The organism is Sphingomonas aurantiaca, assembly GCF_003050705.1.
Lineage (GTDB): Bacteria > Pseudomonadota > Alphaproteobacteria > Sphingomonadales > Sphingomonadaceae > Sphingomonas > Sphingomonas aurantiaca.
In genome coordinates, this window is record NZ_QAOG01000001.1 from 640,415 (window position 1) to 657,521 (window position 17,107).

A 17,107-nucleotide genomic window follows, 5' to 3' on the forward strand; every position below is an offset into this window, starting at 1 on the left:
CGCCTGCGACCAGAAAAAAGGGCCCGGCGCGTGGCAGCGCCGGGCCCTTTTTCGTGGTCGATACGCGCGCGCTTATTCGGCGGCGGCGGTATCCGTCTTGCGCTTGCGCGGCGTCGGCGCGGGAGCGGGCGCTGCGTCGGTCGCGCGCGCGCCGGGCTTGCGACCCAGGCCGATCTTCTTGGCCATCGCACGGCGGCTTTCCGAATAATTCTCGGCGACCATCGGGTAGTCGGGCTTCAGGCCATAGCGTTCGCGATACTCGGCGGGCGTCATGCCGTGCGTCGCCAGGTGACGGCGCAAGGTCTTGTACGACTTGCCGTCGATCATCGAGATGATGTGATCCTTCGACGCCAGCGACTTTCGCGCCGAAACGGCAGGCGTGTATTCGGTCGCTGCTTCGACCGGCGGTGCTTCCGTGGTAGCGCCCAACAGCGCGGCGACCGTGTCATGCATCTTGCCCAAAAAGGCAGGAACGTCTTCGGCCGAACTCCGCGTATTGGGATTTCCCAACCAAGCAATCGTCAGCTCGGTCGCAAGTTCGACGGCGCTCAGGTCTGTGGTATCTTCGGCCATGATCAACTCCATTTAATCCGGGCGCCGTAACGATTTGCAGGACTGGGTTCAACCACTGGTTTAGCAATTATGCTGTAAATTTTGTAAAATCGTACATGGATTGTCCCGCGCATTGTCGAAAACAGTCGCGCAATTGCTTTAGATCAAAGAAGATATCCCAAATCGATGACTTTGCAGGCCGTTGTGTCGGTCGCGACAAGACGACAACACTAGGCGACGGGCGCGGCAGACCGTATCCCGCGTACACGTCAGTCCAGAAGAGAGAGTTTCATGATCGCATCTCGCCCCAAGGCCATTCTCGCCCGTCTCCTCGCGGGATCGGTCGCGATGGGTGTCGTGGCCGTATCGCCCGCCGCCGCGCAGACGACCAACAACGCGCCCGGTGCAGCGGCCGCGCGGACCGAGGTGCCGAAGGCGCGGCCGTGGATGAATACTGCACTCAGCGCAGACGCCCGCGTCGAGTTGCTGTTGCAGGCGATGACGCTCGACGAGAAGCTGCAGCTGACCTTCGGTTACTTCGCGACCAACGCCGACTGGCTGAAGACGCCGATCAAGAACTGGGTCTATCCCAAGGACGGGCTGCCCGCCTCCGCGGGGATCGTGCCCGGCATCCCGCGGCTCGGCATCCCCAACCAGTGGCAGACCGATGCCGGCGTCGGCGTCGCCAGCCAGCGCGGACCGACGCCGCGCCTGCGCACCTCGCTGCCGTCGGGCATCGCGACCGCGGCGACCTGGAACCCCGAGCTCGCACAGGCAGGCGGCGCGATGATCGGCCGGGAGGCGTTCCTGTCGGGCTTCAACGTGCAGCTCGCGGGCGGGATGAATCTTACGCGTGAGACACGAAACGGTCGCAATTTCGAATATGGCGGCGAGGATCCTTTGCTGGCCGGAATCATCACCGGGCACGAGATCAAGGGGATCCAGTCGCAGCACGTCGTCTCGACGATGAAGCATTACGCCTTCAACGGGCAGGAGACGAACCGCAACAACATTGATCACAAGATCGGCGAACAGGCCGCGCGCCAGTCCGACCTGCTCGCATTCGAGATCGCCAACGAGGTCGGCCAGCCCGGATCGGTGATGTGTTCGTACAACCGCGTGAACGGCCATTATGCGTGCGAGAATGACTGGCTGCTCAACACAGTCCTCAAGCGCGACTGGGGCTTCAAGGGCTATGTCATGTCCGATTGGGGCGCGACGCATTCGACCAGCGAGGCGGCCAATGCCGGGCTCGACCAGCAATCGGGCTGGGCGTTCGATCGCTCCGCCTACTTCGCGGATGCCCTGCGCGAGGCCGTCAACAACGGCCATGTCAGCGAGGCGCGCGCGACCGACATGGCGCGGCGCGTGCTGTGGGGCATGGTCTCGGTCGGCGCGTTCGACACCGTCGTGACCGGCGACCAGGCGACCAAGATCGACTATAGCGCGCACGCCGCCGTCACGCGCGCCGATGCCGAGGAGGGCATCGTCCTGCTCAAGGCCACCGCCGGACTGTTGCCGATCGCCAGGACCGCGAAGTCGATCCTGCTGATCGGCGCACATGCCGATGTCGGCGTGCTGTCGGGTGGCGGCTCGAGCCAGGTCTATTCGCACAACGCACCGACCAACGGGCTGGTCGTGCCCGACGCCTTCCCGAGCGGTTTCCCCGGCCCCAAGACCTATCACGCCTCCTCGCCGATGAAGGCGTTGCAGGCGCGGACCGGCGCGACCGTGACCTATCTCGACGGCAAGGACGTGAAGGCGGCGGCGGCCGCTGCGCGCAAGGCAGACGTCGTCGTCGTGTTCGGCGAGCAATGGACCGGCGAGTCGATCGACGTGCCCGATCTCAACCTGCCCGATGGCCAGAACGCGCTGATCGATGCGGTCGCGCGCGCGAACAAGAAGACCGTCGTGGTCCTCGAAACCGGCGGCCCGGTGGTCATGCCGTGGCTGGGCAAGGTCGGCGCGGTGCTGGAGGCGTGGTATCCGGGCACGGCAGGCGGCGAGGCGATCGCGCGCGTGCTGACCGGCGAGGTCAATCCGTCGGGTCATCTGCCCGCCACCTTCCCCGCATCGCTTGCGCAGACGCCGCGGCCGGTGCTGGAGGGCGATCCCAAGCTCGATCGCGATTCGCACCCGATGGGCAATTACGACATCGAGGGTGCGGCGGTCGGCTATAAATGGTTCGACAAGACCGGCGCCAAGCCGCTGTTCCCGTTCGGCTACGGGCTTTCCTACACCAGTTTCGCGATGAGCGGGCTGACCGCCGCGGCGGAGGGGAAGGGGATCAAGGCCGCGTTCACGGTGAAGAACACCGGCGCGCTGCAAGGCAAGGCGGTCGCGCAGGTCTATGTATCGGGCGCGGGTTGGGAAGCGCCGAAGCGACTGGGCGCGTTCCGCAAGGTCGATCTCGCACCGGGCACGGAGCAGACGCTATCGGTCACGATCGACCCACGCCTGCTCGCGACGTTCGACGTGGCGAGCGGCGGATGGCGTATCGCAGGCGGCGAGTACAGCGTGATGCTGGCGACGTCGGCGGCGGATGTCGTGCAGACCGTAAAGGTGCAGGTCGCGCCCCAGACGCTGGATCGCACGGGCAAGTAACCCACGCATCCGCCCCCGCCAGGGGGAGGTGGTTGGCGCTTGCCAGACGGGGGGAGAGGAAAGGGCGACGGGCGTTCCGTGTCCTCCCCCTCCGTCACCTTCGGTGCCACCTCCCCCTGGCGGGGGAGGATTGGCGTGCCCGATTTATCCCCGCGGGTTCACCCGCGAGTCTTGATCGCGGCGATCCGCTCGTCGACGCGGCGTTCCAGGATCGTGAGCGGCATCGCGCCTTCCTTGAGGATGTCGTGGAACTGCTTGAGGTCGAACCGGTCGCCGAGTGCGGCCTTCGCCTTCACCCGTGCGCGCGTCCACGCCATGTGGCCGACCTTGTAGCTGCAGGCCTGCCCGGCCTGCGTGCAATAGCGCTCCACCTCACGCTGCGTCCGCGGCCGTGCGAAGCCGGTCGTCGCGACCATATAGTCGGTCGCCTTCTCGCGGCTCCACCGCTTGGCATGGATGCCGGTGTCGACCACCAGCCGGGTCGCGCGGAACAGGAAGGACTGGAGATAGCCTGCGCGTTCGAGCGGCGACGCATAGGCGCCCAGTTCGTCGGCGAGCTGCTCCGCATACAGCGCCCAGCCTTCGGAATAGGCCGAGAAGAAGCCGATCTTGCGCAGCGTCGGAATGTCCTTCGATTCCTGTGCCAGGCTGATCTGCAGGTGATGCCCGGGCACGCCCTCGTGATAGGTCAGCGACGGCAGCGTGTATTTCGGCCAGTCGCCGACGTCCTTCAGATTGACGAAGTAGATCGCCGGGCGGCTGCCATCGAGTGAGGCGCGGTTGTAATAGCCGTTGGCCGCGCCGTCCTCGATCTCGACCGGCACCGCACGAATCTCGAGCGGCTGCGTCGGAACTTGCGAAAACGCCTGGGGCAGCTTGGCGTACATTGCCTTGATGCCGTCGTTCAGCCCGCCGATCAGCTCGGTCCGGCCCGCTGCGGTGTTCGCATAGAGCTGATCGGGCATGACGTTCAGCTTGGCGAGCCGCTCGCCGACGGTGCCGGTCGTATAGCCCTGCGACTTCAGGATCGTGTCGAGCTGCGCGGTGATCTCGGCGACCTGCGCAAGGCCGATGCGATGGACCTGGTCGGGGCTCATCGTCGTGGTCGTCGCCTGGTTCAGCGCCATCGCATAGATCGCGTCGCCGTTCGGCACGCGCCAGATGCCGTCGCCGGGCCTGGTGGTCGGCTTCAGCTGCTCCATCAGCGCGATCTGGCGATCGAGCGCGGGATAGACCTTCTGGTCGACGATCGCCGTCGCGCGCGCCTGCCAGTCGCCGGTGAGGCCCTTGGCGGCGGCACGCTTGACGAGCGACTGGACGATGCTCGACGTCGCCGCCGGCTGGCTGCGCAGCTTGCGCATCTGGCCGAGCGTCAGGTCGAGCGACCAGCCCGGCGCGAGCAGGCCGCGCGCCGCCTCGGCCTGCTGCATCGCGCTTTCCTGGTCGAGCACGGTGCCGAACTGGTCGAGCCGCGCCAGATACGCCTCGGCATCGGGGGTCGCGGCGATCGTGTGCGCGGTGTTGAGAAAGTCGGGGACCTGGAAATAGGCGCCGCCCTGCTGAAAGATCCGATAGGGGCGGATCGGGCTGTCCATGCCGAACTTCTCGGGCGCGGCGATCTGCGTGGTCAGCGAATAGCGCACCACTTCGAGGTTCAGCCTGGCCGCCGGCGACAGGCCGGCGCCGTCGTAGCGGGCGAGCGTCGCCAGCGCCGACTTGGTCTCGGCGACGTCACGTGCGCGCCGGTCGGGCGTGCGCGGCGACAACTGGCTCTTCAGGCGCGCGAGCGGTCCCTTGTCGAGCCCCAGCGAGGTCGCGAGCTCGGGCGACCGTGCCACGCTGGCCTGGAAGATCCGCTCGAAGTCGGCGTTGAGCGCGGTGTCGCCGCTGCCTTGCGCGAACGCGGAAGAGGGGAGGAAACTGGTGGCAAGCGCGGCAACGCCGCCCGATGCGAGGAACTGGCGACGATCCATGACGAAAACTCTCCCGTGAACTTGTCACGCATCTAAGCCTATCGCCGCACGGATCGCCAGAGCCGGGGCGCAGGCTAATTTCGTGCGCTGCATCGTCGGAACCTGCGTTCCTCCGGAACCACAGCGGTTATCATCGGTTAGACATGAGAGCCCGGCGGCGTCCCTACCCCCCCGAGGGACCCGCCGGGTTTCGTATGCGTAGTCGAGGTCGAAGTGCAGAACGAAACAGCAAAACGTGACGCCGGCGCCCGCTTGCAGGATGTCGGCGAAACGTTGCGCTCGTCCTGGCAGACACCGACGGACACGATGATCACCGACGATATCCCGACGCTGCTGACTCACCTGTCGCGCGTGCCAAGGGTTCGCCGCAACGCCAAATAGGCGGTGCCCGGATCGCCTGTGCGTCCGGGCATGTCGCCGCCCTAGCCGGCCTGCGCGTCCTTCTTCGCCGCGTCGTTCTTCATCGCCTCGATCAGCTTCTTGACCTCCTGGCTGCGGCCGCGCGGCATGATCAGCACGTCGTTGCCGCTCGCCACGACGATCAGATCCTCGACCCCGACCAGCGAGACGCGGATTCCGTCGCTCCGGACGAAGCATTGCCGCGTGTCGATCGCGAGCACATTGCCGTCGCCTTCGCTGCGATGCGCGTTGCCGACCTCGTCGCGCGCGCTGATCGCGTGCAGCGCGTCCCAGCTGCCGACGTCGTTCCAGCCCATCGCGACGGGCACGACGGCGACGCGCTCGGCCTTTTCCATGACCGCATAATCGATCGACGCGTCGGGCGACGTGGCGAACGCCGTCGCATCGGGATAAATCCGCGTGCCCTCTGTGCGCGCCTTGTCCATCGCCTCGCGAGTCGCGACCAGGATGCCCGGATCGAACTGCGCGAGCGCCTCCAGATACGCATCCGCCTGGAACAGGAACATGCCGCCGTTCCACGCATGATCCCCACTCGCCAACATCGACTCCGCCTTGTCGAGCGGCGGCTTTTCGACGAACCGCGCGACGCGGTGGACGCCGGGCTGGAGCGCGTCGCCGATCTGGATCCAGCCATAGCCGATCTCGGGCGAATCGGGCGCAATCCCGAACGTGACGAGCCAGCCCTGCGACACCAGCGGCATCGCCGCCTCGATCGCGGCGTGGAAGGCGGGGACGTCATCGATCACATGGTCGGACGGCATCACCAGCAGCGCGTCGCCGCCGCCGCCCGCGGCAATCGCGGCCAGCGCGATCGCGGGCGCGGTGTTGCGGCCCGCCGGCTCGAGGATGAGCGCCTGGGGGATCGCGCCCGCATCGGCGAGCTGTTGCTCGACCAGGTCCGCATGGCGCGCATTCGCCACGACGATCGGCGCGGCAAAGCGTTCGCCCTGCGTGCGGCCCGCGGTCAGTTGCAGCATCGTCTCGTTTGCCGTCAGTGCCAGCATCTGCTTGGGCATCTCTGGCCGCGACATCGGCCACAGGCGCGTGCCGGAACCACCTGAAAGTATAACGGGAACGATCGTACGTGCGGTCATGAAGCCTCCTGCCACGGTCGCGCTATAGTGCCCGAGCCAGGATCGCAATCGTCGAGGGCCCCAACCGGTTGCGCGCTCTTCAGGCTTTTTTGGGGAATTGCTGCCAGACGTTCGTTAGCGTCGGTAGATTTTACAGAGTGGCGTCGGGAAAAGCGGACGATGATACGGCTCTTCAAGCACTATGTGCCTCATGTGGTCCTGATGCTCGGTCTTGTCGATCTGGTGCTGCTCATCACGTCTGCAGAGATTGGCTGGGTCGTCCGCGCGCGCCAGATCGGCATGACCGTCGCGCCGATCCAGACGCGGATCGCGCAGCTGATCACGTTCGCGATCGCCCTGCAGGTGTCGCTGGTTGCGGTCGGCGCGTATGGCGTGGCCTCGTTCCTGTCGCTGCGCTTTGCCGCCGCGCGGCTCGCGGTCGCGCTGTCGATCGGCGTGATGGTGCTCTCGCTGATCTTCTTCCTGGTGCCGCCGCTCGCTCTGTGGCGGTCCAATCTTCTCTACTCGACCGTCATCGCGACCGTGCTGCTGGTGTCGGTCCGCGCGCTGCTCGGCAAGACGCTGGGCGGGGAGACGTTCAAGCGGCGGATCGTCGTGCTGGGCGCGGGCGTGCGCGCGTCGCGGATCCAGGCGCTGTCCGAACAGCCCGGCGTCAACTTCGTCGTCGCCGAATTCGTCCTGATGGGAGAGGCCGAGCCGGTCGTGCAGGGGGCGGTGCCGCGCGGCGCCATTCCCAACCTGGCGGCCTATATCGTCGACCAGAATGCGAGCGAGGTCGTGCTCGCGCTCGACGAACGCCGCAACGCGTTGCCGATGAAGGATCTGCTGCGGGTCCGTACCACCGGCGTCCAGGTGAGCGAGATATCGAGCTTTCTCGAGCGCGAGACGGGGCGGATCGACCTCAAGAGCGTCAACCCGTCCTGGCTGATCTTCTCCGACGGGTTCGCCTCGAGCCGGATGCTGTCGAGCGTGTTCAAGCGCGCGTTCGACATCATCGCCAGCGGGCTGCTGCTGGCGCTCACGCTGCCGATCATCCTGGTCACCGCGATCGCGATCAAGCTCGAGTCGAAGGGGCCGGCCTTCTACCGCCAGCGCCGCGTCGGGCTGTACAGCGAGGGGTTCGACATCCTCAAGCTGCGCTCGATGCGGCAGGACGCCGAGGTGTCGGGCAAGGCGGTGTGGGCCGCGGAGGACGATCCCCGGATCACGCGGATCGGCCGGTTCATCCGCAAAGTCCGGATTGACGAACTGCCGCAGACCTGGACCGTGCTGAAGGGCGAGATGAGCTTTGTCGGCCCGCGTCCCGAACGGCCGCAATTCGTCGAGCAGCTCGAGGAGCATCTGCCCTTCTATGCCGAGCGGCACATGGTGAAGCCCGGCATCACCGGCTGGGCGCAGATCAACTATCCGTACGGCGCCTCGATCGAGGATGCGCGGCACAAGCTCGAATACGACCTGTATTACGCGAAGAACTACTCGCCGTTCCTCGACCTGCTGATCCTGTTGCAGACGTTGCGCGTCGTGCTCTGGCCGACCGGCGCGCGATGAGCGGCGTATGATCACCACGCTGGTGCTCTGGAGCTATGCGCTGGCGGCGCTGCTGTTCGGCGCGCTCGCCTTGACGCAGATGCGGCGGCCGAGCGTGCCATGGCCGCACGCGCCGTTCGTCCTCGCGCTCGCCATCACCAGCCTGTGGGCGCTTGCGGTCGCGGGGATCGACTCGCGCGACGTCGCGACGCGGATCGTCGCGAGCGTGCGCGACATCGCGTGGCTCGGCTTCATGCTCGCGCTCGTCCGGCGCGATCGCGCGGGCAATTATGCGCTGGGGGCCGTGTATTTCGTCGTGATGGCGCTTGCCGGGACCGCCGCGCTGCTCGCGGTCGCAGGCCGGATGGGGCTCGACGCCGATGCGCTGGCCGCGGTCGAATCGGCGCGCACCGTCTTCCTGATGATGAGCGCGGTCAGCGGCCTTGTGCTCGTCCATCACCTGTACCAGGCGGCGCCCCCGTCGCGCGGCGGCGTCCGGCTGGTCGTGGTCGCACTCGCGGCGATGTGGAGCATCGACCTGATCGTCGCGGCCGGCATCTATTTCGAGATGCGCTGGATTGGCGTGTCGATCGTCGTGCGCGGCGTGATCATGACCGGGGTCGCGGCGCTGCTGGTGGTCGCCGTGCACCGCAGCGGCGACTGGACGATCGCGCTGTCGCGGCCGATCGCGGTCCGCGCGCTCTCCGCGGTGGCGTTGATCCTGTACGCCGGACTGACCGCGCTCGCGACGAGCATCGCCGCCGCCTATGCCGGTCCCTATGTCCGCGTCGCGCAGACCGCTATCGTGTTCGGCGCGACCGCGGGCGTGCTGACGCTGCTGTCGACCCCGTGGCTGCGCGCCTGGGCCAAGGTGAAGGTCGCCAAGCATCTTTTCCGCCACCGCTATGATTATCGCGCGGAATGGCAGCGTTTCACCGACACGCTGGGCAAGCCGGGTGCCGGCGCCGATTCGCTCCAGGCGCGCGTCGTGAAGTCGATCGCGGACCTGACCGATTCGCCGGGCGGCCTGTTGCTGGTGCCCGACGGTGCATCGCTCGGACCGGGGGCGACCTGGAACTGGGATTGCGCCGACGCCTCCGGGCCGCAGGACGAGCGGCTGGCCAGCTTTCTCGCCAGCGACGCCCGCATCGTCGAGCTCGACCGGGTCCGCGCCGGCACCGCGCCGGCCGAGGACATGGCGAGCGTTCCCGACTGGCTGCGCGCCTGCACGGACGCGTGGGCGATCGTCCCGCTGGTCCATGGTGGCGCGATGGGCGGCGCGCTGGTCGGCGCGATCGTGCTGTCGCGACCGCCGGTCGACCGCGCGCTCGACTGGGAGGATTTCGATCTGCTCCGCGTCGCCGGGCGGCAGGCGGCGAGCTATCTCGCCGAGGATCGCGCGCACGCCGCACTCGCCGATGCCGCGCGCTTCGACGAGTTCAACCGGCGCTTCGCGTTCATCCTGCACGACATCAAGAACCTCGTCAGCCAGCTGACCTTGGTCGCGCGCAATGCCGAGCGCCACGCCGACAACCCCGATTTCCGCGTCGACATGGTCGCCACGCTCAAGGATTCGTCCGATCGCATGAATGCGCTGCTCGCCCGCCTCTCGCAACACGGCCCCGTCCGCGGCGAGCCGCTCCAGCCGGTCGACGTCGCCGCGGTCGTCGCGCGCGTCGCCACCGCCCGCCGGGCGCAGCATCCGATCGTCACGCAAGGGGCGGCGGCCTGCGCGCTCGGCCACGCCGCGCGACTCGAACAGGTGCTCGGCCTGCTCGTCCAGAACGCGGTCGAAGCGAGCCGCGCGGAGGACCCGATCCTGCTGTCGATCGAGACCGTGGGCGACCGCGTGTCGATCGACGTCATCGATCATGGCTGCGGGATGAGCCCCGGTTTCGTACGCGACCAGCTGTTCCGCCCATTCGTGTCGTCCAAGCCCGCGGGCTTCGGCATCGGCGCGTTCGAGGCGCGGCAGCTGGTCCATGCGATGGGCGGCGCGCTCGACGTCGTCAGCCGCGAAGGCGAGGGCACGCGCTTTCGCATCCTGCTGCCCGCCGTCGCATCGCTGGAGGTGGCCGCATGAGCGACAAGCTTCGCCCCGTCCTGCTGATCGTCGAGGATGATCTCGGGCTCCAGCGCCAGCTGCGCTGGGCGTATGAAGGCTATGAGATCGTCGTCGCGAGCGATCGGACGCAGGCGCTCGACGCGATCCGCGCGCACGAGCCGGCGGTCGTTACGCTCGATCTTGGCCTGCCGCCCGATCCCGACGGCGTCACCGAGGGCTTCGCCACGCTGCGCGACATCCTGGCGATGAAGCCCGATACCAAGGTGATCGTGGCCTCGGGGCACGGCGCGCGCGAAAGTGCGCTGCAGGCGATCGCCGACGGGGCCTGGGATTTCTACGCCAAGCCGATCGATATCGATGCGTTGGGGCTGATCGTCAGCCGCGCGTTTCACGTCCACGCGCTGGAGGCGGAGAATCGTCGTCTTGCCGCGCGGATCGACGCGGGCGGGTTCGGCGGTCTGATCAGCGCGTCGCCCGAGATGGCCGTGGTGACGCGCACGCTGGAACGCGTCGCGCCTGCCAACGTATCGGTGATGCTGCTGGGCGCGAGCGGTACCGGCAAGGAACTGCTCGCGCGCGGGCTGCACCAGGCCTCGCCGCGTGCGCGCGGCAATTTCGTCGCGATCAACTGCGCGGCGATTCCCGAGACCCTGCTCGAGAGCGAATTGTTCGGGCACGAAAAGGGGGCGTTCACCGGCGCGGTGAAGACCACCGAGGGCAAGATCGAACAGGCCGCGGGCGGCACGCTGTTCCTCGACGAGATCGGCGACGTACCGCTCGCGCTGCAGGTCAAGCTGTTGCGGTTCCTCCAGGAGCGCGTGATCGAGCGGGTCGGCGGGCGCAAGGCGATCCCGGTCGATACGCGAATCGTCTGTGCGACGCACCAGAATGTCGACGCGATGGTCGCCGACGGGCGGTTCCGCGAGGACCTGTATTATCGCCTGGCCGAGATCGTCGTGCGGATCCCGGCGCTCGCCGACCGGACCGGCGATGCGGTATTGCTCGCACGCCATTTCGTCACGCGCTACGCTGCGTCGATGAACCCCGCCGTGACCGGTCTTGCTCCCGATGCGCGCGCGGCGATCGACGGCTGGGGCTGGCCCGGCAACGTCCGCGAACTGGAAAACCGGATCAAGCGCGCGGTCATCATGGCCGATGGCAAGCTGGTCACCGCGATCGATCTCGATCTCGACGGCAAGGCCGAGGATGCGGCCGCGCTGAACCTGCGCGCGGCGCGCGAACTCGCCGATCGCAAGGCGATCCGCCAGGCGCTCGTGCGCGCCGACGGCAATATCTCGGGCGCGTCGCGGTTGCTCGGGATCAGCCGGCCGACGCTGTACGATCTGCTGAAAAGCTACGACCTGCATGGCTGACGCGCGCTATCCGATGCTGCGCCGGCGCAAGCGGCGGCGGCGGCTGACGATGCCCGCGGCGCTTTCGGGCGCGCGCGTGCGCCTGCTGGCGATCGGTCTGCTGTGCCTGATCGTCGTCGGGGTCGGCGTCGCGCTTGCGCTGCGACCGCCGAAGCCGGATGCGCGCCGCTTGCTCGCCGATAGCCTGGCGACGCTGGACGCTGGCAATTACAGCGCGGCGCGTACCAATGCGCAGGCGGCGGTCGCCGCGCGACCCGATTGGGGACTCGCGCATGCGGTGCTCGCGCGTGCCTATCTCGAACTCGGTGACGGGCTGGCCGCCGACGCCGAACTCTCGCGCGCGCAAGATGCGGGATTGCCCGCCGACCGGCTCCACCAACTCCAGGCGCATGCCGATCTGCTGCAGGGCGATCCCGACGGTGCGCTCGATGAAGCGGCGCAGGCCTCGCCGCGTTACGCGGGCTATGCCGCGCGGATTTCCGCACGCGCGCTGGCGGCGCAGGGCAACGTCGTCGATGCACGCGCGCGGCTCGAGGCGCTGATCGGCGGTGCACCTAGCGATGCGGCGGCGTGGACCGATCTCGGCCGCCTCCGCCTGACGACCGGCGATGTCGGTGGCGCCGCGGTTGCGGCCGCGCGCGCGGTCGCGCTCGCGCCGCGCGACCCTGCGATCCTGACGTTGCAGGGCGAAGTGATCCGCAGCCGCTATGGCCTGATCGCCGCGCTCCCCTGGTTCGACGCGGCTTTGGCGCGCGATGCCTATTATCACCCTGCGCTGATCGAATATGCCGCCACGCTGGGCGATGCCGGGCGGAGCGCCGACATGCTCGCGGTCACGCGTCGCGCGCTGCTGGCGCGTCCCGGCAGCCCGCAGGCGCTGTACCTCCAGGCCACGCTCGCCGCGCGTGCAGGCCGGATCGATCTCGCGCGGTCGCTGCTGCGTAGCGCAGGGGGGACGATCAACGGGTTGCCGGGTGCACTGTTGCTGTCCGGCAGCCTCGATTATGCGCAAGGCAAGTTCGAACAGGCGGCGGCGTCGTGGCGGCAGCTCGTCGGCCAGCAACCGCTCAGCATCGTCGCGCGCCAGCTGCTTGGCGCGGCGCTGCTCCGGTCTGGCGACCCACGTGGTGCGCTCGACACGCTCCGGCCGATCGGTCTGCGTCCTGACGCGGATGTCTATTCGCTGACGCTGATCGCGCGTGCGTTCGACGCGGTTGGCGACGCGGGCTCGGCTGCGTCGTTCCGCGATCGCGCCGCAGCGGGCCCCGTGGCGCCGGCATCGGTCTTTGCGACCGACACCGCGATCGGTGCGCTCATGGCGGACGCCGCGACCGCGCCGGGCGATCCGACCTATATGCTCGGGGTGATCCGCGGCCAGATCGCCGCGGGCGATACGGCAGGCGCGATTGCACGCGCGCGGTCGCTTGCGGGCGTCGCCCCCGGTGCGCCGGCGGCGCAGCTTGCGCTGGGCGATGCGCTGGTCGCGGCGGGGCGCTATGCCGAGGCGGCGGGCGTCTTCGCGCAGGCCGCGGACCTCTCGTTCGACGAGCCGACAATGCTCCGGCTGGTCGACGCGCGCAGCCGCGCCGGGCGCGCGGAGGGCGCGGCGGCCGCGCTGGCGCTCTATCTGTCGCAGAACCCGCAAAGCCTCGCGGGCCAGCGCGTGCTCGGCCATTGGCAGGTCGCATCGGGCGACTGGGACAGCGCGATCGAGACGCTCGAGGGGATCCGCCGCCGGGTCGGCAACCAGGACGGTGCGGTCCTCGCCGATCTCGCGCTCGCCTATGCGGGCAGCGACGATGGCGCGATCGCGGTCCGCTATGGCCGCGCGGCCTATGGCCTGTCGCCGATGCGCGCGGCCGCGGCCGATGCTTACGGCGTCGCGCTGGCCGCGAATGGCGAAGAGGAGGGCGCCCGGCAGCTGCTCGTCAAGGCCACTCGTCTCGCACCCGGCGATGCGGCGATCGCGGGGCATCTGCGCCAACTGCGCTGACTCTTGTCACGACCGGGGCGCACGGCCAAGAGCACGCGATGACCGACCCGCTGGACCGTATCGCCGCCGCGCTCGAACGCATGTCCCCGCCACCGCCGCCCGCAGCCGACCTGCGCGCGCACCCGGCCTATGTCTGGCGTGCGGGCGGGCTGGTCGCGGCGCGGGCGTTTGCGCCGCTACCGCTGGCGATGCTGATCGGGCTCGACCGGCAAAAGGCGTCGCTGCTGGCGAATCTCTACCGGCTGGCGCGCGGCTACGCGGCGCAGGACGTGCTGCTGTGGGGCGCGCGCGGCACGGGCAAGTCCGCGCTGGTGAAAAGCGCGGTCGCTGCGATTCAGGCGGATGGCGGCGATCTCGCGTTGATCGAGGTGTCGGATCTCGACAGCCTGCCGACGTTGTTCGCGATGCTGGCAGGGCAGGAGCGCGCCTTCGCGCTGTTCGTCGACGATCTGGGGTTCGAGGTGCCGGCGGAGGCGCGGACGTTGCGCTCGGTGCTGGAAGGGGGCGCGGAACCACGGCCTGCCAATGTCCGCCTGCTCGTCACCGCGAATCGCCGCCATCTCGCGCCGCGCGATATCGCCGAGCAGGAGCGCGCGATCAACCCGCGCGATTCGGCCGACGACCATCTGGCGCTGGCGGATCGATTTGGTCTCAGTCTGGGGTTCCACGCGCTCGATCAGGAGACGTATCTTGCGATCGTCACGGCGTATGCGGAGCGGTATGATCTGGCGTTCGAGCCGGGCGAGGCCGTCGGCTGGGCGACGCGTCGTGGCAGCCGCTCGGGGCGCATCGCGTGGCAATATGTCGTCGATCTGGCGGGTCGCATGGGCAGGGCGCTTTAGGCCGGCTGCGGCTCAGGATCGGTAGTCTGAAACGAACGGGCCGGCGCCGAGGCGCCGGCCCACAACTCTTAGTTGCTGTCCGAATCGTTGTTGTCGTCCTTGACGATCGCAACGATGCCGATTGCAGCAACGCCAGCTGCGATCAGGATTGCGAAGATGCCGCCGCCGCCTGCGAGCTTGCTCTCGCCGGTGGTTGCCGAACCGACGCGTGCGTTCGACAGCGACAGGCTGCTGGCAGCGTTCGCAACGGGGGCAGCCGATGCTGCAACCGAGGTGGTCATCATGGCAACAGCGAGTGCGCTGCCGGTAAGGGCCTTGAGCTTCATGGTATTCTCCAAAATTATCGCTTGGCCCATGCATTGCACCGCAACATAAGTCAACGAATTGCGACCTTAACTCAGTTTAGTTTTCGACTTTTGCTGTCGATTAGCGTGCGCCCTCGACCATCTCGGCCAGTTCGAGCCAGCGCAACTCGGCGGCGTCCTTCTCTGCCCTTGCCTGTTCGATCGCGTTGGTCAGCTTCGCGAACGTCGCATTGTCGCGCATGTAGAGGTCGGGCTTGGCGAGCTTGATCGCATCCGCCGCCATCTGCGCGTCGAGTTCCTCGATTCGCTTGGGCAGCAGCTCATAGTCGCGCTGATCCTTGTAGGTCAGTTTCGCGCGCGGCGCCGCCACCGGCGCGGTCGCGGCGACCTTCTTCGACGCGCGCTTGCCGGTGGTCGTCGAGGCGCGGCGCTTCTCCCAGTCCTCATAGCCACCTGCGACCACGTCGACCGTGCCCGAGCCGTCGAGCCCGAGCGTGATCGTCACGGTCCGGTCGAGAAAGTCGCGGTCATGGCTGACGATCAGGACGGTGCCGTCATAATCGCCGATCACCTCCTGCAACAGGTCGAGCGTCTCGAGATCGAGGTCGTTGGTCGGCTCGTCGAGCACGAGCAGGTTCGACGGCTTGGCGAATTCGCGCGCCAGCAACAGGCGTGACCGCTCGCCACCCGACAATGACCCGATTTTCGCGTCGACCATGTTCGGGTCGAACAGGAAGTCCTTCAGATAGCCGTGGATGTGCTTGCGCACGCCGAGCACGTCGATCCACTCGCCGCCGTCGACGACGACCTCGCGCACCGTCTTCTCGGGCGCCATCAGGCTGCGCTGCTGGTCGATCACCACCGCGTCCAAGGTCTGGGCGAGCTTGATCGAGCCGCTGTCGGGCTGGATCTCGCCGGTCAGCAGTTTGAGCAGCGTCGACTTGCCCGCGCCGTTGCGGCCGACGATGCCGATCCGGTCGCCGCGCGTGACGCGCAACGTCAGGTCGCCGATGATCGTGCGGTCGCCATACGCCTTGGTGACGTTCTTCGCGTCGATCACGACCTTCGACTTGCTGTCGTCGCTGGCGGTGGTCAGGTTCGCCGACCCCTGCGGCCCGATCATCGAGGCGCGTTCGGCGCGCATCTCGTGCAGCTTGGTCAGGCGGCCCTGGTTGCGCTTGCGCCGCCCGGTGACGCCGCGCAGCAGCCAATGCTCCTCCAGCTTGAGCCGTGCGTCGAGCTTCTCGGCCTGGCGCTGTTCCTCGGCATAGACCTGCTCGGTCCACGCCTCGAACCCGCCGAAACCGATCTCCGCGCGCCGGATCGCGCCGCGATCGAGCCACAGAGTCTGTTTGGTGAGCCGGGTCAGGAAGGTGCGGTCATGGCTGATGACGACGAACGCGCCGCGGAAGCGCTTGAGCCAATCCTCGATCCATTCGATCGCGCCGATGTCGAGATGGTTGGTCGGCTCGTCGAGCAGCAGCACGTCGGGATCCTGCGCGAGCGCGCGGACGATCGCCGCGCGGCGTCGCTCGCCACCCGAGGCAGAGCCCGCCTCGCGCGACAGGTCGATGCCGAGCTGGTCGGCGATCGAGTCGGCCTCGTAGCTGACCGGCGCATCGTCGCCGCCCATCACGTAATCGCGCAGGGTTGCGAAACCGCGCAGATCGGGCTCCTGCTCGAGAATGACGACGCGCGTGCCGGGGACGATCACCCTCCGGCCCTCGTCGGCGATGACGCTGCCGCCGAGCAGTTTGAGCAAGGTCGTCTTGCCCGCACCGTTGCGGCCGATCAGCGCGAGCCGATCGCGCGGTCCGATATGGATGTCGAGGTTGCGAAAGAGCCATCCCGAGCCCTGGACGAGTCCGAGGCCTTCGAATGCTAAGATTGGTGCTGCCATGTCCGCGCCACGTAGGGGGGCGAGGTGATGCAGGCAAGTTACACCTCGCCGGCTTCGTGCTGTCCACGGCCTGTCACGATCATTCACAGGCTGTTCAATGCCGGGGCCCTATGTCACGGCGATGAAGATGTTGCTTTTTCTTGCGACCCTGGCCGCAGCGCCGTTCCTGATCGGGGCCGCGCCGTTGGTGGCGGGCGAGCCCCTCCAGCGTCGCAGCGACCAGATGTCGGCGTTGCAGGCGCGCAAGACGGGTGCCCCGTCGCTGCGCGAAATCGAGTCGCGCGTGATCCCGACGATGCGGGGCGCGCAGTATCTCGGCTCCGACTATGATTCGGGCAGCGCCATTTACACGCTGAAATTCCTGCGCGATGGAACCGTCATCTGGGTCGACGTCGATGGCCGCACCGGCCAGATCGTCGGCCGCACGGGTCGCTGAAAACCGTAATCGAGAGGAGTATC

13 protein-coding genes are annotated in these 17,107 nt (G+C 67.9%); 8 read left to right on the top strand and 5 right to left on the bottom strand.

The genetic code is table 11. The features are described from left to right. Positions 1-72 precede the first annotated feature (72 nt). Positions 73-573 (bottom strand): Ros/MucR family transcriptional regulator, encoded by a 501-nt coding sequence (locus C8J26_RS03045; protein ID WP_056413410.1) that lies wholly within the window; start codon positions 571-573, stop codon positions 73-75. Positions 574-843: 270 nt separating this feature from the next. Here C8J26_RS03045 and C8J26_RS03050 point away from each other — a divergent pair, with 270 nt between their 5' ends. Next, positions 844-3,156 carry a glycoside hydrolase family 3 C-terminal domain-containing protein gene (locus C8J26_RS03050; protein ID WP_107956660.1) on the top strand — a complete coding sequence of 771 codons (2,313 nt, stop codon included), beginning with the start codon at positions 844-846 and terminating at the stop codon, positions 3,154-3,156. A gap of 158 nt (positions 3,157-3,314) precedes the next feature. Here C8J26_RS03050 and C8J26_RS03055 read toward each other — a convergent pair whose 3' ends face one another. Further along, positions 3,315-5,129: a DUF885 domain-containing protein gene (locus C8J26_RS03055; protein ID WP_107956661.1), complete on the bottom strand. Its 1,815-nt coding sequence runs from the start codon at positions 5,127-5,129 to the stop codon at positions 3,315-3,317. 213 nt (positions 5,130-5,342) lie between these two features. Between C8J26_RS03055 and C8J26_RS20365 the strand changes: the two genes are divergently transcribed. Then, complete coding sequence (locus C8J26_RS20365) at positions 5,343-5,510, top strand: hypothetical protein (protein ID WP_156359509.1); 168 nt, start codon at positions 5,343-5,345, stop codon at positions 5,508-5,510. A gap of 41 nt (positions 5,511-5,551) precedes the next feature. Here the strand turns inward: C8J26_RS20365 and C8J26_RS03060 are convergent, their stop codons facing one another. Further along, positions 5,552-6,643, bottom strand: a complete 1,092-nt coding sequence (locus C8J26_RS03060) for a mannose-1-phosphate guanylyltransferase/mannose-6-phosphate isomerase (RefSeq protein ID WP_107956662.1) — start codon at positions 6,641-6,643, stop codon at positions 5,552-5,554. A gap of 159 nt (positions 6,644-6,802) precedes the next feature. On the opposite strand from C8J26_RS03060, the gene C8J26_RS03065 reads away from it, so the two are divergent. Genes C8J26_RS03065 through C8J26_RS03085 form a run of 5 tightly spaced genes read left to right on the top strand, consistent with a single transcriptional unit; the run spans position 6,803 to position 14,443 of the window. Further along, positions 6,803-8,191 carry a TIGR03013 family XrtA/PEP-CTERM system glycosyltransferase gene (locus C8J26_RS03065; RefSeq protein WP_107956663.1) on the top strand — a complete coding sequence of 463 codons (1,389 nt, stop codon included), beginning with the start codon at positions 6,803-6,805 and terminating at the stop codon, positions 8,189-8,191. Between the two features lie 7 nt (positions 8,192-8,198). After that, positions 8,199-10,253 carry an XrtA/PEP-CTERM system histidine kinase PrsK gene (gene prsK / locus C8J26_RS03070; RefSeq protein WP_107956664.1) on the top strand — a complete coding sequence of 685 codons (2,055 nt, stop codon included), beginning with the start codon at positions 8,199-8,201 and terminating at the stop codon, positions 10,251-10,253. Then, entirely contained in the window at positions 10,250-11,608 is a 1,359-nt protein-coding gene (gene prsR, locus C8J26_RS03075) for a PEP-CTERM-box response regulator transcription factor (protein WP_107956665.1), read from the top strand. Before prsK ends, prsR begins: the two co-directional genes overlap by 4 nt. Further along, entirely contained in the window at positions 11,601-13,601 is a 2,001-nt protein-coding gene (locus C8J26_RS03080; RefSeq protein WP_107956666.1) for a tetratricopeptide repeat protein, read from the top strand. The genes prsR and C8J26_RS03080 overlap by 8 nt, the downstream gene beginning before the upstream one ends. A 38-nt stretch (positions 13,602-13,639) precedes the next feature. Next, the gene (locus tag C8J26_RS03085) at positions 13,640-14,443 is read left to right on the top strand and encodes an ATP-binding protein (protein ID WP_107956667.1); all 804 of its coding nucleotides are present in this window, start codon (positions 13,640-13,642) and stop codon (positions 14,441-14,443) included. Positions 14,444-14,511: 68 nt separating this feature from the next. Here the strand turns inward: C8J26_RS03085 and C8J26_RS03090 are convergent, their stop codons facing one another. Together C8J26_RS03090 and C8J26_RS03095 are read right to left on the bottom strand one after the other, a co-directional pair. After that, the gene (locus tag C8J26_RS03090) at positions 14,512-14,769 is read right to left on the bottom strand and encodes a hypothetical protein (protein ID WP_056412332.1); all 258 of its coding nucleotides are present in this window, start codon (positions 14,767-14,769) and stop codon (positions 14,512-14,514) included. A gap of 100 nt (positions 14,770-14,869) precedes the next feature. Beyond that, on the bottom strand, positions 14,870-16,648 hold the full coding sequence (locus tag C8J26_RS03095) for an ABC-F family ATP-binding cassette domain-containing protein (protein ID WP_107956668.1): 1,779 nt from the start codon (positions 16,646-16,648) through the stop codon (positions 14,870-14,872). Positions 16,649-16,775: 127 nt separating this feature from the next. Between C8J26_RS03095 and C8J26_RS03100 the strand changes: the two genes are divergently transcribed. Beyond that, positions 16,776-17,084, top strand: coding sequence for a hypothetical protein (locus C8J26_RS03100; RefSeq protein ID WP_407818095.1), 309 nt, complete (start codon positions 16,776-16,778; stop codon positions 17,082-17,084). The last annotated feature ends 23 nt before the right edge of the window (positions 17,085-17,107 follow it).